Genomic DNA, 20,763 nt, shown 5'->3' on the forward strand with positions numbered 1-20,763 from the left:
CATATCCCAAACGTTCATTGCTGACCCTGCCCATAAACTGCGCTGAGCTTCTTGATCGCCGACTCCGCAAGCTCTACGCGACCGCCAAGATAGTGTGCATCGAGTATCTGCTGCACCGTGGCCATTGAGTGCCCTGTTATCGCGGCAATCTCGGGTACGGAGCAATTCGACGGCGCGAGGCGAGTGACGGCAGTTCCGCGCAAATCATGGAAGTGCAAGTCCTTCAGCGGAGTCTTTTTGAACGCCTTGTCCCAGCTTGTCCGGAAACCATCTTCTGTCCAAGGTCGGCCAAACGGGTTGACCAAAATCGTGACCGCCGAGCGCTTCTGGTTGAGCGCAGCATCGAGAGCGGCTTTTAGCGGCGGACCCACCGGGATCGTTACGCGCCGCCGGCCGTCGTTGCCACGGCCCTTCGACTGACGCAGTCGAATGTATGTGCCATCGTAGTTGCTCCAGGTCAGCCGCAAAAGATCTCCCTGGCGCTGGCCGGTCCACAGAGCGAGCAGTAGAGCCGCCTGCAGTTCGATGGACGCTACACTGCAAAAAGAGCCAATGTCTTCGGCGGTCCATACGATCTCCGATCGGTCGGATTCATAGAGCCGGCCGCCGCGCTCGCAGACGTTCACCGACAGCTTGCCATGGTCTTTCGCCACCGAGAGCACACGCGCGATCGTCGTCCAAACGTAATCGGCTTTGCGCGGGGTAGCTGCGAAGGTATTGCGGAAGGCCTTAAAATCTCCGCGAGCCCGCCGATCCTCGAGGGCACCAATCGGCATCTCACCGAATTCGGCTTCGATCAGTGCGAGGTACTGTTCGTAGGCACGCTTGCTCTTATCACCGAGGCTGGTGTACTCACTCTGGTCCCTGAAGTAGTCAATCAACGTACTGAATGTTTCAGCATTCTTGTGCTTCTTGGTCGCGATAGCTTTTCCACAGAGCCTTATGAAATCCGGTGTGCCCGGTTCAGCATCTATGTGGCCCGCCCTTCCAGGCGTACCAGTACGTCTTCACTGTCCCATCAGCGAGTTTCTTTGTGAGGCTGTTGATGCCTTTGAGCCGCACCCGCATTTTGCGAGGCCTTCCATTCATCATAGGTTGATCGCTGCGGTTGCAATCTAGAATCGAGGCCGGACATTCGGTTCGACCGCTTGCCGCCATCCTGCCAGGATGAAACTCCTCGTTCAGTCAATCGCAAACGAGGAATCCACAAACAAACGTCCCGTTCCATCACTGCCAAGTTCACGGAATCGCTCGTCTAGGTACTCGAGCTGGCCAATAGCACGGCTGAAGGCGGTGTGCTTGATCGAAGGCGCTTCCGCGGCTCGTCGAAAGCTTCCGTGGTCACAAGCGGCAACCGCAAGTCGAAGCTGTTGCAGGTCAACAGCTCTCGCTGCGTTTCGCTGATCGTTCCTGTTGTTAATTTCGGTCATGTTCGTAGCCCGGTAAACCGCACATGGCGTCCCCGCTCCGAGCGGGGACGAGCATTTGATTGCATGGGCGTTCTAGGCGGCCGCGAAGACTACCGGCGTCCAAAGAACCGGTGTCGAAAGACCGCCAGCCTTACGAAGGTGGGTGAGAATCTCATTCGAGATTGCAAGGTAACCCGCCACGGCTAAGGTGTTGCCAATTGTTGAAGGATTGCCAATACGTCGGAGGGGCCAGTCGGATCGCTGCCTGAATTACGGTTCTAACCCCAAGCTTTTCCTTCGCGCTCTCGAGGTAAGATGCCACTGTGTGCCGCGAGATGCCGAGAATTCGTCCGGTCTCCCAAGCACTCTTTCCCTGTGACGCCCATTCGAGACACTCAAGTTCGCGTGGCGACAGAGGCGTCGCTGCAACATTCGTTGCGCTATTCAGTTGTCGTCGGACATGAGCATGAAAGTACAGCGCCATGAGTTGGAGCACACGTGCTTGTGCCGTGACGCTGTTCTCGAAAGGAGAGCTGCGATGATCGGAGGCAAAAGTGAGGGCAGCCACAGGGCCGCGACCGTCGTGAATAGGAATAGTGAATCCGAATTTTATCCCGAATTGCGCAGCCTCATCAAACAGCCGCTGCTCTGCGATTGAGGAGGATCTCGATCGCAAATCAACTCCCCAGCGGAAAGGCTCGACAGTCTGAAGCGCCGCGATGATGACAGGATCGATGGACTGATAGTTGCTGCGTAGATAGTGGGATGTCCAACTGGAGGGATATGTGGAGATAAGGCGAGGTTCTCCCTGTGTCTATGCGGTAGCGCGAGATACGCAAAGCAAGACAGATCCAAAGCTGTCGCCGTGACTGCGAGTACTTCTGAAAAATCCGCCGTGTCCTTGGCACTCGACAGAAGATCAACAAATCTCTGAAAGACGCGGTGCATCTGGGTGGCCACATCCCAAGTATTGTCACTCTACCAAAGGGACCGGGATCGTTGGATATCCCGGTCAAGTTTGGGAGGGATCGCAGACCTAGACACACCCTACGAAAGATTCACAAGTTCGCGGGCAAGCTCGAGTGGCATGTCCACCATGAGGTCATGACCGCACGGCATTTTGGTAACGCGCCAATCTGGCAGCCCGGCTACCTTCGCGGCATAGTAGCGGAATGGGCTTGGGTCCCAGCCTTCGGCCAAGATGAACACGCGCTCCTTGATTGATGAAGCGGCTCCGGTGAGCAGGACCGGTGTCTCGAAAGTCGCCAGCGCCTGAGAAACGCAGCGCCGATCAACCCACGCACGCTTATCTGCGACGACTTTGAAACCTTCGGCCGGCTGAGGAGCCATTAGACCACTATTGCTCTTGATGGCGCTTCCGCGAAATCCCTCGATAAAGGCCTTGGAGTTCCCGGGTGATAAGGCGAGTTCGAGGCATTTGTTTAGCGATTGCTCATGCTCGGGAACAAAAGCGTCCAAATATACCATCGTTCGAATGCGCGAGCTCATCCGGTCGGCCACGCCCGTTATCACCATGCCGCCATAAGAGTGGCCGCAAAGGACAACATTGGAGAGTTCTTCCGCCTCGATGACCCCGCAGACATCCCTGATGTGGGTCTCAAGCGTGATGTTTTGACCGTTTAGATGAGAGCGCTCCCCCAAACCCGTAAGTGTCGGAGTAAATACCGTGTGTCCCTTGGCGCGGAGTTCGGCGGCGACGTCCCGATAGCACCAACCTCCATGCCAGGCCCCGTGCACGAGCACGAAAGTCAATGGCAGCCTGGCTTCGGCACTTGTAGCACCCTCCGAACTCACGAGCACAGAACCCGCAGCGGCGATTCCTGTCACGGCGTTTCCGATAAACTGTCTGCGATGCATGAACTTCATTCTCCGCATTAAACGCGTTGCTTCACAAATGGAAACATCTTCGCACATATGTACGCTTGTCAAGCAGGCTTGGTTTGGTATCCCTTCCGAGTTTTGAGAAAGCAGATCTGTGGCGACAGATGCCTGCTCACGGAGCGAACCTTGCCCATTGCACGCTCCAGTCTCCGCCACACGAGGTAGGGAAGTCCGATCTCGCGCCGTGCTAACAGCAACATTCCAGCTTTGAAAGTCGCAAACGGAGAGCTTCCTGCAGATCAATCGGTCCGCAAGCGAAGAAAATAAAGTTTCCAATTGAAATATAGACCAATAGGTCGTTAAATGCAATCCGAAGCAGCGTCCTTCTCGCAAGCCGCTTCGATTGAGTTGACATCCAATCTGATAGAACATATAGACGAACTAGTTCATAAACAGGAACTGCCGCCGGGCAGCCCGTGGGCGGCAATTATCTGAAGAGCTCCTGAGAGCCGGAAGCCGAAACATTGAGGGAGGAAGGTATGTCATCCAATTCATCGCGCCATGCGATCAAGATTACTCGCCGTGCATTGATCGGTGGTGCGGGCGGCGTCGTTTTGGCGAGCGCAACTGCTTCAGAGTTCGGCATGCCGTATATCCGGAGTGCTGCCGCCTCTGATCCGATCAAGATTGGAATGATCTACGCCAAGACAGGAGCCGTGGCGGATCAAGCGGAGTATATGGCGCAAGGCAGTTTACTGGCGCTCGAAGCCCGCAAAAATTCTCTTCTGGGTCGCCAAGCGGAAGTCATTTGGCTCGATGAGCCGACTTCACAGGCCGCACAGCAAAATGCGGAGCGCTTGATCGGCGAACACAAAGTCGTCGGCATTGTTGGTGGCTCGCTGAGCCCAAGCGCGCTGGCAATCTCCGCGGTGGTGAAGAAGGCCAAGCTCCCATTCGTCGCTCCCAATGCTGGAGCGATCGATCTCACTGGTCGGCTTTGCAACAAGTATACCTTCCGTCTTCAGCCGCCCGCGGATGTTCACACTCGTGTTCTTGCGCCGTATTGCGCAGGTCTCGGCAAGAAATGGTATCTCATCACTGCGGCTTTTGCCTTCGGGCAGGATATCAAACGCTCATTCACCGAATTCGCTGCGGCCAACGGAATCACAATCGTCGGTGCCGATGAAGTGCCGGTCAACACCGCTGACTACAGTTCCTTCATTCTCAAGATCCGCGCCGCCAAGCCGGACGTAGTTGTGGGCGGGGTACCGGGCAGCGATATTTCCACGTTTTTGAAACAGTGGAACGAATTGGGCATGAAGGGCAAGATTCCGTTCGCAGAAATCGCCGTCGGCGCCACTGATCTCTGGGGCGTAGGCCCGGAAGCCGCCGACGGTCTGTTCACGCTCAACTGGTACCACAAGAATCCTAACAACCCGCCGGAAGAACAAGCAATGGCGGCGAGCTATGAGCAGAAATACAAGCGCCCGGCAGCCGACAAAGCCTGGATGGGGTGGATGGCGATGAACGCAATGCTCGATTCGATCGAAGCGGCGAAAACGACGGAGCCCGGAGCGATCGTCAACGCGCTCGAAAATTGGAGCGTTCAGCGCGGTGGCGTCAAGGCAGGTTATCGCGCGTTCGATCACCAGATGGTCAACCGTCTGCTCGTAGTTGGTATCAAGCCCAAAATCACCGACAAATGGGATTATTTCGACATCCTAGCTGAAACGCCTTCGACTGACCGCGAGATCGAAACGGTCTTCGGTAGCCAAGCCCAAAGCGCCTGCAAGATGGACAAGCTCTGAGAGCCGGTCACGGATAAGCGGTGCCGCAGTTCCCGAGGGAAGACGCGGCCCGCCCGATGGGAGTGCTTCATGTTCGACATGATCGTATCCCAGGCCGTGAACGGTCTGGTTCTGGGGTTTCTCTACGTTCTGATTGCCGTAGGCTTGTCGGTCATTTTCGGAATGCTCGGCATCGTCAATTTTGCGCATGGTGCGTTCTTCGCCATCGGTGCATATCTCGCATTGACGTTGAGTCGAGAGTTCGGCTGGGCGGCAGCGCTGGGTGCGCCAATTATCACCGGCCTCATCGGTGTATTTGTAGAGGTGGCACTGATACGACGGCTTTACGGACAGGAACCGCTACTCGGCCTGATTCTCACGTTTGCGCTGGCCCTGTTCGCCGAGGCAATCCTCCGTCTCGTGTTCGGCGCCGCACCGCTTCCCTTCAGCCCGCCGAGAGTCCTGTCAGGGTTCGTGGAATATGGCCCGATCCTGATCACGAAGTACCGCATCGCCGTGCTGGTCGTTACGGTCTTCGCGCTCATCGCCTTCTGGAGTTTTCTCAGGTACACGCCGTTCGGGCGGATCATTCGCGCCGGATCGCGCGACGCAGAGATGGTGGGCCTTCTCGGCATCAACCTTCCGATCGCCCTGAGCAGTGTTTTCGGTATTGGCTGCCTGCTCGCCGGTCTCGCCGGCATGCTCGCGGGTCCGCTCTGGACGGTCAATCCTTCGATGGCTGCGGGCGCGATCATGCCCGCTTTCGTGATCGTCACCATCGGCGGTCTTGGTTCCTATGCCGGTGCGATCATTGCCGGCGTCCTTGTCGGCGTCGTGACGTCGATGACCATTCAGTTTCATCCCGATTGGTCCAGTGCCGCAATGTACATCCTCATGGCAATCATTCTCCTGGTGCGTCCGCGCGGCCTCTTCGGCGAGAAGTGGGAGAGGTTCGAATGAAAGTCCGATCGATCCTGCGACATCCCGTTCTTTGGGTCGCCGCCGTCCTCTCCGCATTGACCGCTCTCTGGCTCGCGCTCGGCGCACCGGTTTCACTTGTCACGCAGATTGCGATCTATACGCTTTATGGTGCCGGGGTGAATCTGCTTGTCGGCTACACGGGCCTGGTTCCGTTCGGTGCATCCGTCTTTTTCGGCTGCGCGAGCTACGCGGCGGCATTCTTCCTGCTTGGTGGGGTTGGCAACGAGTTTGCCGCGCTGGCTCTATCGATTCTGTTCTCGATCCTGCTCGGACTAGCCATCGGTGCGGTCATTCTGCGCCGCAAGGGCTTGTATTTCTCGCTGTTGACGCTCGCCGTCTCGCAGATCGCCTTTGAGGTCGCGTTCAAATGGACTTCGGTCACGGGCGGCGAGAACGGCATTCAGGGACTGGCGCGCCCCAGCTTTACCAGGGACACGTCGTTCCACATCTTCGTGGTCGTCACGGTGATTATTGCCATGTGGCTCATGTGGCGCCTGGCGCACTCGCCCTTCGGACGCACGCTTCAGGCCGTGCGCGACAACGAACAGCGTGCAAGCAGTCTCGGCTACAATGTCTACCTCATCCGTCTCGGTGGTTTCACGCTCATGGCGGCAGTCGTAGGCTATTCCGGCGCTCTACTGACCCTGATGCTCCAGGGCGTCTATGCCGACAATCTGAGCTGGCAGCATGCCGGTGACAGCCTGTTGATGACGGTCCTCGGCGGCGTCCACCATTTCCTCGGTCCGCTTTGGGGAGCCATCGCCTTCATTGTTCTGGAGAACCGCCTGTCGGCGCTCACGGAAAGCTGGTGGCTGATCTTCGCGCCCGTACTGATTCTCTTCGCATTGATGTCGCCCGAAGGAATGCAGGGGTTGGCACAGCGAGCGATGCGTCGCCAGCGCTGGACGTTGACCAACAACACGATTCCGCCCCGGCCTCACGCAATCAAACCCTATGAAAGCGCGGCCTTGGCAGTCGATCCGACCAGGCCGATCCTCGAAACGCGAAAGCTTTCCAAAAATTTCGGTAGCCTCGTCACCGCGAAGGAGATTGATCTCGAGATCCGCCCCTTTGTGCTCCACAGCATCATCGGCCCGAATGGGGCCGGCAAGACAACGCTGTACAACATGCTCACCGGCGTCTTGCCGGTGAGTGGGGGGCAGATATTGTTCGAAGACGCGGACATCACGCACTTGCCGATCCATGCACGTGCGCGTCTTGGCATCAGCCGTTCGTTTCAGATCCTGTCAGTCTTTCCCAACCTGACCGTATTCGAAAACGTGCGAGTTGCAGTGCAGGCTCAGCGCCACGGCCCGGGCGGACTCTTCTTCGACGCCCATGACCTGACGAGCATAAACGATAGAGCTTGGTCGATTCTCGATGCGGTCGGTCTGGCCGACCGGGCGGCGGACCCTTGCGTCAATCTCCCCCATGGAGCCAAGCGCCTGCTGGAAATCGCTGTCACCCTCGCGATCGACTCCAAACTGCTACTGCTTGACGAGCCACTTGCTGGTCTAGCAGAGGCAGATCGTGTCGTGGTCGCGGATTTGATCAAACGGCTAGCCGAAAAGCATGCCGTGCTGCTGATCGAACACGACATCGACCGGGTTCTGGCCATCTCCGATCGTATCTCAGTTCTGCATCAGGGGCGGATTATCGCCGATGGCAAGCCCGCGCAGGTGGCTGCAAATCCTGAGGTAATCGCGGCCTATCTGGGCGCCAGCAAGGGAAGCGAGCAGCAGATAACTCCAGCGGTCGAGCGGCTTGCCCATGCCTCGAGCCGGCTGCTGCTCGACGCGCGGGCCATAGCGGCGGGCTATTCCGGCAGTACGGTGCTCTCTGGAGTGAACCTTACGGTTCATGAAGGTGAGGCGGTCGCGCTTCTCGGCCGCAACGGCGTCGGCAAGACGACGTTGCTCAGAGCGCTTACTGGAAGCTTACCGCTGAGCGCAGGTGCAATCACATTCAATGGTGCCACACTTAACGGACTCAAGTCGTATCAAATCAACAGACTCGGTATTTCATTGGTTCCAGAAGGCCGCCGCCTGTTCTCGAATCTCACGGTTATGGAAAACCTTCAACTCGCAGCGCGGCCGGGCGGCATCAGCATTGCGGAAGTGTTCGAACTTTTTCCTCGTCTTCAAACCCGTAAAAGGGCGAGGGCGGAAAACCTATCCGGCGGCGAACGCCAGATGGTTGCTATCGCTCGCGCCCTTGTCGTGCCCAGCAAGCTGATCCTGCTCGACGAACCGTTCGAAGGCCTTGCCCCGGCGGTCGTCAACGAGGTGATGGAGGCGCTCGTCAAGTTGCGCGGAAAGGTCGCGATGATCGTGGTGGAACACCACGCCGAGACTGTACTGACCATCGTGGACAAGGCCTGTGTGCTCGTCAACGGCGCAGTCGCGTTCGAGGGTAAGGCCGCCGAGTTGGCGAAGAACCATGCACTTCAGGCCAAGCTCCTTGGCGTGGTTCAAGACGAAGAGCCAGTTTCGTTCGTGCAAGAAGCAATGGCGTAAGCAAGAAGGAAAAGCTAGAGTGGCTCAAGTACGTATCGGCATCATCGGCCTCGGCACGATTGGCAAAGCTCACTGGAAGGTCATCCGGGCGTCGGCTCAGACAACGCTGGTCGCGGTCGCCGATCCGACGCCTTCGGCCTTGGATTTCGCTCGCGCCGAGAGCATCCCGGCCTACGCCGACTACCACGAAATGTTGGAAAACGAGACACTCGACGGAGTAGTCGTCGCGGTGCCGAATGCGGAGCACGTACCGGTCGCGCTCGCCTGCATCGAGCGAGGCATCGCAGTATTGGTCGAAAAACCTGTGGCCGATCGGGTCGAGACCGCGCGCGTCATGTGCAAGGAAGCCGAAGCGCGGGATGTGCCGGTGTTGGTCGGCCATCATCGTCGCCACAACACGGCGGTTCAGCGGCTGCATAAAGCCATACGTGACGGGCTCATCGGCCGGCCGGTAACAGCCACGGTTATGTACAACCAACTGAAGCCGGCTAGCTATTTTGATCTCGATTGGCGGCGGCAGGTCGGCGGCGGGCCCGTCCTGATCAATCTTATTCACGAGATCGATCTGATCCGCTTCATGTTCGGTGAGATCCACTCGCTCCAGGCCCTCAGCTCCAACGCAGTGCGAGGATTCGCAGTCGAGGATACTGCCGCGGTGCTGTTGCGTTTCCAAAGCGGCGCTATCGGGACGATCAGCGTTTCGGACACCGCTGTCTCGCCCTTCTCATGGGATCTTGCCTCGGGCGAATTCGATCTGATGCTAGGAACCTCGGATCGGATGAAGCGACAGAAGGTCAGCACACATGTCTTCGCAGGAACGGAGGGCGCTGTGACGCTACCGACGTTGGGTTACTACAATTATCGCGATGTTGCCGAGCCAGGTTGGCGCAGCGATCTCAACGCGGAAGTCTTAACGGTCGAGAGCGCGGACACTTACTTGCGCCAGATCGAGCATTTCGCTCGCGTCATTCGCCGCGAAGAGGCGCCACTCGTGTCAGGCCTGGACGGAATACGTACGCTCCAAGCAACTCTTGCTGTCAAGGAAGCGGCAGCCACCGGTCAGACGATCACACTGAACGAATAACCAACTGGGCCGCCCAGGCCGCGATCGATGAGGACAAGCTCTTGCCGTTGCTTTCTTTAGCCCACTTCACCGTCATCGACGCAGATCCGATTACGCTGATCGAAGCCGCGGAGGCCGGAGGATATGATGCAATCGGGTTGCGTATCGTAGCGCCGTTTCCAACGGATCACGTCGTTCCAGTCATCGGCGATCGGAGTATGATACGCAACATCAAGAGCCGGCTCGCCGACACGGGTCTCGAAGTTTTCGATGTCGAGGCGATCTGGCTTTCGGCCGAAAGCGATGTCGCGGCGCTTGAGCCCGCTCTCGACGTCGCCGTCGAGCTAGGGGCCAGACACGTGATCGTCGCCGGCAACGATCCCGATCGCGGTCGCCTCGCAGAAAACCTTTCCCGTCTCTGTGCCGCGGCCAATCTCAGAGGAGTACGGGTGATGTTGGAATTCCTTCCGTATTCCCAGATTCGCTCTCTGGCAGAAGCTGTGGCAATGCTGGGCGACGTCGGTCCCGCGAATGCCGGTGTGCTGGTCGATGCCCTGCATCTGAGCCGTTCGGACGGGAGCCCGGCGGACCTAGCGCAATATGATCCGGCGCTGTTCTCCTATATGCATTTGTGTGATGCGCCGGCTATCCCACCGGCGCCCGAAGGTGTGCGGTCGGAATCACGAGGAGGACGGCTTTATCCGGGCGAAGGTGGGCTTTGGCTCGCTGATTTCATTAGAGCATTTCCCCGTGACACACCGATCGCTATCGAAGCCCCAAGCGAACACCGGGGTGGATTGCCACCAGCGGCACGTGCAACCTTGGCCGCGGAAAGGACAAAGCGGTTGCTGAACAAGTTGAGCGCGAAATGACCGCTATCTTCACCCTTTCAGATATCAGCGAGCAAATCGCCGTTCTGCGGGCTCGACTCTTGGCAACGCGCTGGCCCTCTTACGATTCGCGTGATGATCGATCATTGGGCACCAGCAGTGATGATGCCAAGCGCCTGGTGGACTATTGGGCCACTCAGTTTGACTTCGAATCTCTGCGGCAACGCGTTTCTGCGCTGCCACATGAGTATGTCACTATTGATGATGTGACGCTTCATCTTCTCCATGTCCGAAGTCCGCATGCACACGCGGTGCCCGTGATCATAACGCACGGCTGGCCCAGCAGCTTCCTGGAGATCGTTCCGCTGATCGAGCGGATGACCCAGCCGGAACGGTTCGGCGGGCGTGCCGAAGATGCCTGCCATCTGGTTATCCCGTCGCTGCCAGGATTCGGGTTTTCCTCTCCAGCACGAACGCTTGAAGCCTATACTGGCGCTGCTATCGCCGACCTGTGGGCGCGCGCGATGACGTCGCTTGGATACGAGCGATTTTTTGCCAGCGGCGGTGATATCGGCGCGCGGGTGACGTCGTGGCTGGGTGTGCGACATCCGCAGCGAGTGAGGGGCATTCATGTCAGTTCGAATGCGCTGCGGTTGGTGTTGCCGGGCGAGGCGATACCGACAGAGGATGAGCAGGCCTATCTTGCCCAGCGCAATCAATGGGCTGCCGCGGAGGGCGGCTATATGCACGTTCAACAGACCAAACCGCTCAGTCTCGCTTATGGCCTGAGCGATTCTCCCGCAGGACTAGCCGCTTGGCTGGCGGAGAAATGGTCTTCCTGGAGTGATGGGCTAAATTGCGCGAGCACCGAGGTCATGGACATCATCCTCAGCCATGCCACGCTATATTGGATCTCAAATACGATCGCTACATCGTTCCTACCATATTTTGTCTACGATTGGCCGCCCGGCGCACGAGTGGATGGCACACAAGTCAAGGTGCCGGTCGGGTTCTACCTGTCGGCCGCGGAGATCGGCGGCATACCGCCTGAATCCTTTGCCCGCCGGCAGTTCGAGATCGCGCGCTGGAGCGTCTTACCGCGCGGGGGACACTTCATGGCTACCGAGGAGCCCGAATTGCTAGCGGAGGATTTGCTGACCTTCATCCGCGCCCTCCGATGACTTCTCGCGCGGAAGAAGCTGAATCGACACGGCATTCCGAGATTTGCGAAAGATATCTACATGAGCCAAGCCTTGCACCTGTTCGAAGGATTTTCAGCGCTGGAACATCCGACCTCTCGCGTGCGCTTCGCAGGCGTAATAGGCGGAGAGGGGCCGCCGGTTCTCTTGTTGCATGGCTATCCGCAATGTCACGCCACGTGGCACGACGTCGCGCCAGCGTTAGCGGAGCGCTACACCGTTATTGCACCCGATCTGCCGGGCTACGGGAAGAGCCGCGTTCTAGACGCCGGGCCTTGGCATAAGCGAGCAGTCGGCACGGAACTCGTCGCAATGATGCGCGCGCTCGGGCACGATCGCTTTGCCGTCGTAGGACATGATCGGGGAGCGCGCGTCGGTTATAGGCTCGCGCTCGACCATCCGGACAGTGTGAGCGCTTATTGTTCGCTCGCCGTGGTGCCGACACTTGATGTTTGGCCCGCCGTCGACCGGCAATTTGCCAAGGGAGCATTTCACTGGTTTCTTTTCGTCCAGCCAGGCGATTTGCCGGAGCGCATGCTGGCGGCGGATCCCGATGCCTTTCTTGATGCCACGCTGAACCAGATGGCTGGTGGGATCGAGAAGCTACACCCCGCCGCCGTGGCCGCTTATCGCGAAGCGTTTCGTGAGACCTCGGTGCGCAAAGCTATGATCGAAGATTATCGGGCCGCTTATGAGGTCGATGCCGATCATGATGCGGCTGACCGGGCATCGGGACATAGGATTACTTGCCCCGTAATGGTGCTCTGGGCCGATGAACGGCTTGTTGCCAGCGGGATGGAAACTGGCGCGTTGACGGCATCCGATGTCTGGCGCCGTTGGGCGGACGACGTCCGAGGGTTCGACATAGCTTGCGGTCATCTTTTGCCGGAACAGGCTGCCGAAGCGGTAATCGAGAAGGTCGTCCCGTTCCTTGATGCCTCGTTGCTAAGCTAAACAAAGGATTGAGCTGAGCAGGGACCCGAGAGCCTAAAGTCGTTGCTCCGCGGTAATCTTGCTTCTCGTCAAATTCAAGGATCATCTTGTGGAAACTCTCTCCCTTGGCGCAAGCACATGGACCTATCTCCAGACATGCGGCTTGGAAACGGCTCTTCAGCGTCTGAAAAGCGCGGGCTACAGTCGCTTCGACGTGCTGACGATTCCACCGCATTTGTGGCCTTATGACATCGACAAAACTCAACGTCGCGCGCTTCGTAACCTGCTCGCCGGCGAAGGCTTGAGCTTCGATTCGCTGAATTTGCCGAGTACCGATCAAAATCTATGCAGCGTTACGCTGCAGATGCGCGAATACTCGGTGCAGCAATTTCTTGACATAATTGACCTCTGCGAAGAGGTCTGCGTTCCGATGATCGTCGTTGTTCCCGGAAGACGAGCCAACTTTGTCCCGCCGCCGCTGGAAGCGGCGCATGGTTGGTTGAAGGCCGGCCTCGAAACTCTTGTTCCCCACGCGGAGCGGGCGGGTGTGCGTTTGATTTTGGAAAATCACCATATGAGTCCGATGCCAACCGTGCAGCAAATGGTGACCTTTCTCGATGAATTCGGCAGCGATCAGCTCGGGATTGCGTACGACGTAGCGAACGGAGAATTCGTTGGCGAAGACCAGACTCGAGCCATCCGCACAGCCGGCCGCTGGCTACGCCAAGTGCATCTTTCCGATGCAAGCCGCAACAAATGGGACCATGCTCCAATTGGACGGTCGGCCGTCGATTTCGCCGCGGTCGCGCAGGCACTGCGGGAGATCGGCTTTTCAGGGACAAGCATCGTAGAACTAATCTCCGAAACACCGGACGCCGATATGGCCGACGCTCGGCAAGAGTTACACCGCCATGGCTGGCGCTGAGCCTTTGGTCGATGCCGCGGCATCGGGAGCGATTGGCCTGGATGACGGCTTTCCCAACGGACAGTTGCGCATCTACGGACTCATTGGTGACCCGGTGTCGCAGGTGCGCGCACCGTCTCCAATGACTCAGCGCCTGCGTCAGGCCGGCCTCAACGCGGCCCTCGTGCCGCTGCATGTGCCGGCCGTCGTCTTGCCGGTAGCATTTGGCGGCCTGAAGCTGATCAGAAATCTCGATGGTTTGGTCATCACCGTGCCGCACAAGATTCCGATGGCCGAACTGGTTGATCGCTCCTCCGAGCGCGCGCGTCTGGTCGGTGCGATTAACGTGGCTCGTCGCGAAGCGGATGGATCCTGGAGCGGTGATATTCTCGACGGTGTCGGCTTTGTGCGTGGCTTGATGGATCGCGGGTTCGATCCGAAGGGGCAGAGCGCTTTCGTTGTTGGTGCGGGTGGCGCTGGTTCTGCTGTCGCCGTGGAACTGGTTTTGGCCGGCGCTTCGGTGCGCGTCTTCGATGTCTCTGCCACTCGCGCCCACGCACTCGCGCAGCGCTTGCAGCAGGCCAACTATGCGATCGAGTCGGCTGAAACGGCCGACCCCAGCGGAGCAGCCCTGGTCGTGAACGCGACTCCCCTCGGGATGCGTCAGGATGATCCTCTTCCACTGGACCCAACGCTATTGTCGCCGGAGATGATGGTGGCCGAAGTGGTCATGAAGCCGCCGGTCACTCCATTTCTGCAACAGGCCAAGGCGCGCGGCTGCCGGATCCAACTTGGTGAGGCAGTCATGCTTTATCAGCTCGACGCTCAAGTTGCGTTCTTTCGGGAAGGCTTGCTCAGGAAAGCATCCGCGGCTCATTGAGCTGGCACGAGATCGCCTTGCGTTATAAGCTCATGACTGTGGCGCAACATCATTGATAATTGCGGGACTGAGCGCAAATCCCCGCGCTTTTGGTTCGCAAGCGCACCCAGTATTGCCGGCGCACGTTCTGAATGATGCATTCGTGACAACGGTGCCCCGCGGCGCGGCGGCGTCGCGTTGACATGTTCCCCAGAATGGCAGATTAGTTCATATACATGAACGGAGATGTCATTTATGAGTGACACAAGCTTGGCGGCGGTAAAATCTGCCGATCGCGTGCTCGACCTTTTCGAGTTGTTGGCGCATGCGGGGCGCGAGATGTCGCATAGCGAAATCGCGGACACGTTGCAGATTCCCAAGAGTAGCCTTTCTCAGCTGCTGAAAAATCTGATTGCCCGCGGCTATGTTGAGGTCACGGTTGGCGGTCGCGGATACCGTCTCGGTGAAGCATTGCTCCGCTTGGCGCAGGGCGTCGGGCGAATGCGGGACCTAGCAACTCTGTCCGAAGCATTCCTGGCGGAACTGACAAGTAAGACCGGCGAAAGTAGCGCGCTCAATCTTCTTAGAGGCGACGAAGCGGAGGTCGTGGCGACCGTTCTCGGACCGCATCGATTGGTCACTCATATGCGGTTAGGTGATCTGGCTCCGCTTTACGCGACCTCTGGCGGCAAAGCTATCCTGGCGCATTTGCCAAGCGATTTTCAGAAGGAATATTTCGCTCGTGTTCAGTTCGAGCGGGCGACGCCGAAGACCATCCATTCGGTCAAGGTCCTGCGTCAGGAGATCGAAAAAATCCGTGCCAAAGGCTTCGCCTATTCCCTTGAGGAGTGGACCCCGGGCATTGTCGGCATAGGAGTTCCGGTGCTCGACCCGGCCGGAGAACCGTTGGGGGCCATCAACGTCGCAATTCCGGCATCGCGCTTTGACTCCGAAGTGCAACGCAAAGCGGAGCATGCGTTGATTCAAACCCGCGATGATTTGTTACGGCAACTACTGTTAGGTCGCCCCGGCGGGAGGAAAAGCCACCTGCTGAGTTGACACAGGCCGCGTATGTACATATATAAAAACTTGTTCTGGTACAAGAACATGGATAAAATTGGTATGGATGTAGCGGCGACAACGGACGGACACGAGGCGGATCGCCGACGGATTCGGGATCTGCTCGAAAACTGGGTCGTCTGGCGCGACGCCGGTCATTGGGAGCAATTTCGTCAGGTGTGGCATCCTGACGGGCGTATGATGGCGACCTGGTTTCAGGGAAGCGCCGAGGAGTTCATTCGAGTCAGTCAGGATGGCTGGGCGCGGGGCGTGAGCATCCTTCATTTTCTCGGCGGAATCTCGATCGAGGTCGCCGGAGACCGCGCAATTTCGCAAACCAAAATGACGATCTCCCAGCGCGGCGATGTCGAAGGTGTAGCTTGCGATGTCGTTTGCACCGGCCGCTTCTATGATTTTTTGGAAAAGCGGAATGGTCGTTGGGGAATAGTGCTGCGGCAGCCGATCTATGAGAAGGATAGAATGGACCCGGTCTCTCCGGCAGCGAAGTTGGAACTCGACGCTGCCTTGTTGGCTCGCTTCCCCGAAGGCTACCGCCACCTAGCCTATATGCAGACGCGGATCGGTTACACCGTCAAACCCGATATGCCTGGTCTCAAGGGACCGGCGGTAGACCAGCTCTATAGTCGCGGCGCCGCATGGCTGAGCGGGGCGAAACTCTAACCTTGCCGCGCATGCTTCCCTTCACTTACGTCTCAAGTCCTGGCCGCGTGCTGTTCGGCTCTGGTGGAACGCGAGAACTAGCAGCGGAGTTGGAGCGGCTGGGCTGCCGCAGGGCTTTCGTAGTCTGCACCCCGGATCAAAAGGAGTTGGCGCTGCGCGTTGCGGCGGAATGCGGCGTTCGTGCGATATCGCCCGGCGCACGTCCATTTCATGATGTCGGCGCCGAACTGCGAAACCCTCGTAACCCATTTGTTTCTGGCTGACAGCGAATACCTCGATTCGGATGTTGTGTTCGGTGTCAAGGATGTCCTGATTTGCGAACTCGAGACGCAGGCAGCAGGGCCCACCGCGCGCGGCAACTGGGTCTCCAAGGATATGGCGGCACTGCGCTACAATTTCGTGCTCGCCGATGCGGGCAGGTGATTCGGCTTTCTGTGGCCTCGCGCTCCAACAAGCAACTCGGAACCAGCGAACCGGCATTGCCAGGAAAGACGCTTCGCACTCTCGCCGATCGCGACGGCCGCGATGCGGGAGTGCCGATCCCTACGGCTTCATTTCGCGAAGAACTCGAGGAGTGCTTTGGCCGTCTCGGCCGGCCGCTCCTCCGCCAACCAATGGCCGCAGTCCCGGATGCTTCCGCCTGAGACATTGGTGGCGAATTCCTCCAGCATGGCGACGATCTTCGGTCCCCACCGGCGATCTCCTCCCAATCCGAGGACCGGCATCGTCAAGGGATCTCGCTTCCAGCCGAGAGCGTTTGCGTGGTCCTCCGGAAAAGCGCGATACCACTCGAGGCCGCCGCGGGTGTTCCCGGGCTTAGCCATGGCGCGCGCATAAACTTCCACTTCCTCGATCGGTAGCGCACCATGGTTGAACGTGCGATCGGCGAAGAATACCGAGACGTAGTCGAACTCGCGACCGTAGATGAGGCGCTCCGGCAGATCACGCTTCATATGGAACGCGAAATGCCAGACCATCGGATCGGCGAAATTCGCCTCCCATTGGCTCCACCCCGGCATCGGCGCATCGAGGATCGCAACGCGCGTCACGGCTTGGCGGTGCTTGAAGGCTAGGGCCAGGGCTACCATCGCTCCGATGTCATGCCCGCAGACGGCGTAGCGCTCGAAACCGAGTGCTCCCATTGCGCCGTGCACGTCTTCGGCCAGGCTTGCCTTGTCATAGCCGCCCTGAGGACAATCGGAATGCCCAGCTCCGCGCAGATCGAGGGCAACCACGGTATGCCGTTCGGCAAGCACCGGCATGATCTTGCGCCATTCCCACCAGGTCTGTGGCCAGCCATGGAGGAGAACGAGTGGCGATCCATGGCCACCTACGACAGCATGGATATTTACATTTCCTGCGCGCAGGACCTGATGGCGGAAGTCGTTCAGCTCATAACTCATCGTGGATCCTTTCGTTGAATTTAACGTCGGGGCGCTTAACGTGAGATCGATGTCGTCTTCGCCAAAAAGTCGATGATGACGCGAGCCAACTCACTCGGACGCTCCTCCGCGGGATAATGTCCGCAGCGTCCGATGATCGTTCCTCGAACTTCTTTCGCGACCCGCCGCATCGTATGTTCGGAAGCCGGTCCGTATCCCCACTCGGTCCCGATCGCCAGAACCGGCATCGGTAGCGGAGTCCGTCCCCAGACCGAATTATCGCCTCGATCGATTGGCAGCGTGCGGTAATAGCTGAAGGAGGACCTCAGCGCCCCGGGCCGCTGAAGCGCGCGAGCGTAGTGTTCAATGTCCGCGTCGCTCACTGAATTCGAATCGAAGAGCCCGACTTTCTCGCGTCGCATGAAATGTTCGACGAACAGCTTCTCCCGTCCGCGAACCAATTCCTCCGATATGTCGCCGGCCATATTGAAGCCGAAGTGCCAGCTTCCGCCTTCCGAGACGTCCATCGCCTCTTCCTGGCCAAAACTCGGAAGGCTGCTCTCGATGAAGACAAGGTGGCTGACCTCTTCCGGCCATTGTGCCGCGTAGGCATAGGCGACGTGCCCGCCCAGATCGTGACCCGCCAAAGCTATGCGCGACAAGCCGAGCGCCCGTACAAAATCCCTCAGGCGTCGAGCGATCGTCTTGTCGAACCCGCTATCGGGCTTCGACGTGAAGCCAAAGCCCGGCAGGTCGGGAATCACAACGTCGCATTCGGAACTCAGGAATGGCGCTACTCGCCGCCAAGCATGCGATGTCTGAGGCCAACCGTGGAGCAAGATGATCGGAAGTCCACCCATGCCCGTCCGCTGATAGGCAAATCGAATGTCACCGGCCCGCAGCGATTCATAAGATCTCACCTCGGCGTCCACGGAAATCCCTCCCGGAAGTGCGACAGCGAGCGACGTGCGAAAGTGGGGGAAGTTATTTTACGACCATATGGTCCATAAATTGGCCTGCGTAACGACGCGGTCGTCATGGAACGATCTACTTCCCAAAGCGGTCGAGGAGAATCCGGACTGCAGCTTCCGATGCACTGCGGTCCGAGTTCGTCTTGCTCACGACACGCATGCCTTCGAGCACACACATGAGCAAACGAGCGGCGGTCGCGGGCTCAATCCCATCCGCCAGTCGTCCCTCGGACTTTGCACGTCCCAATGCCGCCGTCAGCCGCGTCTCCATTGTCTTAAAAAACCGGCGAATACGCTGCTCCACCTCGGCGTCGTGGCTTCCCAATTCCATCGCGGTCGCCACGACGAGGCATCCGCGCTTGGCGCCAGCGCCGCTGGTCCGCTCAACATATCTCGCAAGGCACGCTCGGACGCCCTCCAGAGCATCTTTGCGCGGGTCAAGCTCGGCATCGAGGCGCGTCAGGGAATCGGCGATATATCGGTCGAGCGCACGCAAGAAAAGCCCGTGCTTATCGCCAAAGGCGGCATAGAGGCTTCCGCGCGATAGATTTGTAGCCTCAAGTAAATCGGGAAGAGATGTCGCGTGATAACCGGTCGACCAGAAAACGCCCATAGCGCATTCTATGGCTTCATCCGGGTCGAATTCTCTCGGGCGGCCACGCATTCGTTGCGAAGTCTGTCGTATCATGCGGCATATCTAGACTAACCGGTCGCGAATAGCAAGCTCGTTCTCTCCATTCTGACGCTGGCGTGAGGCTACTCTCTACACGCGTACGGCAAGGGACGGCCGGCCGCTCGCGCACTGAGCGGTAAGGGCCGTTGAACGACTTCCCGACGCCTCACGGAGAGATGTTGTAATTCAAGACTAATTAGTCCACAATTGTCTGGCAGTCCATTTTCGGAGCATCCAGATGCAGACGGTTACGAACAAGCCGGTAAATGTGGCCGTGGTGACCTACCTCTCGGGGCGCGCCGCTGCGCCTTTCGGCCTTCCCGCTCGAAATGCCGCAGAGCTCATGGTCGAAGCCATCAATACCGGAGACGAGCTACCCGAGCCATACGCTTCTCGCGGGTTCGCTGGCCGCAAGTTGTCACTGAGGGTTTACGACGAAAGTGGCTCCGAAAACGACCAAGTCGAACAGTTGCGGCGCATACACGCCGACGGTGCCGATATCGTGGTCGGGTACGCGGGCAGCGCAATCGCGATGGCTATTGCTCCTATCGCCGAAGAACTACGCTTACTGACGGTCATCTCCGGTGGCGGTGCCAGCCAATTATTCGCTCGGCGATGGGATTGGGTGTTTCGAACCCAGACGACCACGACAACCGACGCTGTCGGCGCCGCTCGCTATGTAGCCGCCCAACTCGGAATCTGCGGGTTGAGTTTCGGCGGCATCAACCAACAATATCTTTGGGGCACGGATAGCTGGAGAGAATTTCGCGCTGCGTTGCAGGTGCTTCAGCCCGATGCACAAGAGGTCGGAGGGCATTTCGCTCCGCTATATTCTGGTGCCGTCGAGACTCCGGCAAAAGTCTTGAAAGAGAACGGGGTCCAACTCGTCCATTCGGGGAATTGGGGCTACGACCTGTTCCGTTTGGTAGAGGTCACACGAAAAGAAATACCGGACGCACGCCTCCTATTGGTTTCCGGAGAAAGCGGACTTCACCGTTTGGCCGGGACAATTCCTGACGGGACTATCGTCGGAGGCCGCGGTTCGCACGGGCTGCTGGCACATGACACGGAGTTGAATCGCTGGTTCAATGCCAGCTACCGCGACCGGTACGAAATAGCGCCGATTTATCCATCGTATGGAATCGCCAACGCGCTTCTCGGCCTGAAGACGGCGTGGGATCAGGCGGGAGCAGCATCAGCAACCATTGATGTCGCATCAGTCCTAGCCGGCTCGACATTTGAAGGTGTCGGATCGAGGATTTCTATGACTCGGGCGAACGGCCGTCAGGCCGTTGCGGAAGCTGTCTACGGGACGGTACGGCGGCGGGCGGGGAGTGGGGAAATAGAACTGATCGACATAATGCGCTTTCCGCCGAATGCCGTAAACCCGCCGGACGGAATAGCCGGACTCGAGTGGATTGAGAGTCGTTTCGGCAGTCTATGACATGATGCCGAGGTCGCGGCTCTTTGGGGCTGCGACCAGCGACTGCTTCATTGCAAGCTCGGGCAACGACGCCACAGCGCTCCTCCTTCTGCGTTGTCTTGCGAAACTGTCAACCGGCGTCCAAATTTGACCCCTCGTATTGCCGCATCTGCGAATGTTACCCTGATGGCGCCATTGCCGATGACGATCCGATGTCGATTAATCGGTCGCGCCAGATGGCTTTCCCGGCT

Annotated in this window: 20 protein-coding genes and 1 pseudogene; 13 read left to right on the forward strand and 8 right to left on the reverse strand. The window is 58.5% G+C overall.

The features are described 5' to 3' along the window. Positions 1-14: 14 nt before the first annotated feature. The 4 genes and pseudogenes from EDE08_RS16660 to EDE08_RS16675 all read right to left on the reverse strand — a co-directional run bounded on the left by EDE08_RS16660 (position 15) and on the right by EDE08_RS16675 (position 3,296). The gene (locus EDE08_RS16660) at positions 15-881 is read right to left on the reverse strand and encodes a site-specific integrase (protein ID WP_245524799.1); all 867 of its coding nucleotides are present in this window, start codon (positions 879-881) and stop codon (positions 15-17) included. Between the two features lie 300 nt (positions 882-1,181). After that, positions 1,182-1,430 carry a helix-turn-helix domain-containing protein gene (locus tag EDE08_RS16665; protein ID WP_245524800.1) on the reverse strand — a complete coding sequence of 83 codons (249 nt, stop codon included), beginning with the start codon at positions 1,428-1,430 and terminating at the stop codon, positions 1,182-1,184. Positions 1,431-1,581: 151 nt separating this feature from the next. Continuing rightward, positions 1,582-2,357, reverse strand: a pseudogene (locus EDE08_RS16670) (LuxR family transcriptional regulator). A gap of 99 nt (positions 2,358-2,456) precedes the next feature. Next, positions 2,457-3,296: an alpha/beta fold hydrolase gene (locus tag EDE08_RS16675; RefSeq protein ID WP_207917525.1), complete on the reverse strand. Its 840-nt coding sequence runs from the start codon at positions 3,294-3,296 to the stop codon at positions 2,457-2,459. A 494-nt stretch (positions 3,297-3,790) separates the two neighbouring features. Here EDE08_RS16675 and EDE08_RS16680 point away from each other — a divergent pair, with 494 nt between their 5' ends. The 12 genes from EDE08_RS16680 to EDE08_RS16735 all read left to right on the forward strand — a co-directional run bounded on the left by EDE08_RS16680 (position 3,791) and on the right by EDE08_RS16735 (position 16,486). Next, positions 3,791-5,059 carry an ABC transporter substrate-binding protein gene (locus tag EDE08_RS16680; RefSeq protein WP_131869860.1) on the forward strand — a complete coding sequence of 423 codons (1,269 nt, stop codon included), beginning with the start codon at positions 3,791-3,793 and terminating at the stop codon, positions 5,057-5,059. 69 nt (positions 5,060-5,128) lie between these two features. Further along, on the forward strand, positions 5,129-5,998 hold the full coding sequence (locus tag EDE08_RS16685) for a branched-chain amino acid ABC transporter permease (RefSeq protein ID WP_131869861.1): 870 nt from the start codon (positions 5,129-5,131) through the stop codon (positions 5,996-5,998). Next, positions 5,995-8,535: a branched-chain amino acid ABC transporter ATP-binding protein/permease gene (locus EDE08_RS16690; protein ID WP_131869862.1), complete on the forward strand. Its 2,541-nt coding sequence runs from the start codon at positions 5,995-5,997 to the stop codon at positions 8,533-8,535. Before EDE08_RS16685 ends, EDE08_RS16690 begins: the two co-directional genes overlap by 4 nt. Positions 8,536-8,554: 19 nt before the next feature. Then, positions 8,555-9,619, forward strand: coding sequence for a Gfo/Idh/MocA family protein (locus EDE08_RS16695; RefSeq protein ID WP_131869863.1), 1,065 nt, complete (start codon positions 8,555-8,557; stop codon positions 9,617-9,619). A gap of 41 nt (positions 9,620-9,660) precedes the next feature. Then, positions 9,661-10,470 (forward strand): sugar phosphate isomerase/epimerase family protein, encoded by an 810-nt coding sequence (locus EDE08_RS16700; RefSeq protein ID WP_165935928.1) that lies wholly within the window; start codon positions 9,661-9,663, stop codon positions 10,468-10,470. Next, positions 10,467-11,609, forward strand: a complete 1,143-nt coding sequence (locus EDE08_RS16705; protein WP_131869865.1) for an epoxide hydrolase family protein — start codon at positions 10,467-10,469, stop codon at positions 11,607-11,609. Before EDE08_RS16700 ends, EDE08_RS16705 begins: the two co-directional genes overlap by 4 nt. A 60-nt stretch (positions 11,610-11,669) precedes the next feature. Beyond that, entirely contained in the window at positions 11,670-12,581 is a 912-nt protein-coding gene (locus EDE08_RS16710) for an alpha/beta fold hydrolase (protein WP_131869866.1), read from the forward strand. Positions 12,582-12,639: 58 nt separating this feature from the next. After that, the gene (locus EDE08_RS16715; protein WP_165935927.1) at positions 12,640-13,485 is read left to right on the forward strand and encodes a sugar phosphate isomerase/epimerase family protein; all 846 of its coding nucleotides are present in this window, start codon (positions 12,640-12,642) and stop codon (positions 13,483-13,485) included. After that, complete coding sequence (locus EDE08_RS16720; protein ID WP_131869868.1) at positions 13,472-14,344, forward strand: shikimate dehydrogenase family protein; 873 nt, start codon at positions 13,472-13,474, stop codon at positions 14,342-14,344. The genes EDE08_RS16715 and EDE08_RS16720 overlap by 14 nt, the downstream gene beginning before the upstream one ends. A gap of 234 nt (positions 14,345-14,578) precedes the next feature. Beyond that, positions 14,579-15,382 carry an IclR family transcriptional regulator gene (locus EDE08_RS16725; protein WP_131869869.1) on the forward strand — a complete coding sequence of 268 codons (804 nt, stop codon included), beginning with the start codon at positions 14,579-14,581 and terminating at the stop codon, positions 15,380-15,382. 48 nt (positions 15,383-15,430) lie between these two features. Further along, the gene (locus EDE08_RS16730; RefSeq protein WP_245524801.1) at positions 15,431-16,063 is read left to right on the forward strand and encodes a nuclear transport factor 2 family protein; all 633 of its coding nucleotides are present in this window, start codon (positions 15,431-15,433) and stop codon (positions 16,061-16,063) included. Between the two features lie 180 nt (positions 16,064-16,243). Next, on the forward strand, positions 16,244-16,486 hold the full coding sequence (locus EDE08_RS16735; RefSeq protein ID WP_502700612.1) for a dioxygenase family protein: 243 nt from the start codon (positions 16,244-16,246) through the stop codon (positions 16,484-16,486). A gap of 128 nt (positions 16,487-16,614) precedes the next feature. On the opposite strand, the gene EDE08_RS16740 is transcribed toward EDE08_RS16735, so the two are convergent. The 3 genes from EDE08_RS16740 to EDE08_RS16750 form a co-directional block, all read right to left on the reverse strand. Then, on the reverse strand, positions 16,615-17,466 hold the full coding sequence (locus EDE08_RS16740) for an alpha/beta fold hydrolase (protein ID WP_131869871.1): 852 nt from the start codon (positions 17,464-17,466) through the stop codon (positions 16,615-16,617). 35 nt (positions 17,467-17,501) lie between these two features. Continuing rightward, the gene (locus EDE08_RS16745) at positions 17,502-18,377 is read right to left on the reverse strand and encodes an alpha/beta fold hydrolase (protein ID WP_207912998.1); all 876 of its coding nucleotides are present in this window, start codon (positions 18,375-18,377) and stop codon (positions 17,502-17,504) included. A 115-nt stretch (positions 18,378-18,492) separates the two neighbouring features. After that, the gene (locus EDE08_RS16750) at positions 18,493-19,029 is read right to left on the reverse strand and encodes a TetR/AcrR family transcriptional regulator (RefSeq protein ID WP_131869872.1); all 537 of its coding nucleotides are present in this window, start codon (positions 19,027-19,029) and stop codon (positions 18,493-18,495) included. A 298-nt stretch (positions 19,030-19,327) separates the two neighbouring features. On the opposite strand from EDE08_RS16750, the gene EDE08_RS16755 reads away from it, so the two are divergent. Further along, positions 19,328-20,533, forward strand: a complete 1,206-nt coding sequence (locus tag EDE08_RS16755) for an ABC transporter substrate-binding protein (protein ID WP_131869873.1) — start codon at positions 19,328-19,330, stop codon at positions 20,531-20,533. Positions 20,534-20,580: 47 nt separating this feature from the next. On the opposite strand, the gene EDE08_RS38875 is transcribed toward EDE08_RS16755, so the two are convergent. Next, a partial coding sequence (locus EDE08_RS38875; protein WP_207912996.1) for a hypothetical protein occupies positions 20,581-20,763 on the reverse strand: 183 nt, incomplete at its 5' end.

The organism is Bradyrhizobium sp. R2.2-H (genome assembly GCF_004346455.1).
Taxonomy (GTDB): Bacteria; Pseudomonadota; Alphaproteobacteria; order Rhizobiales; family Xanthobacteraceae; genus Bradyrhizobium; species Bradyrhizobium diversitatis.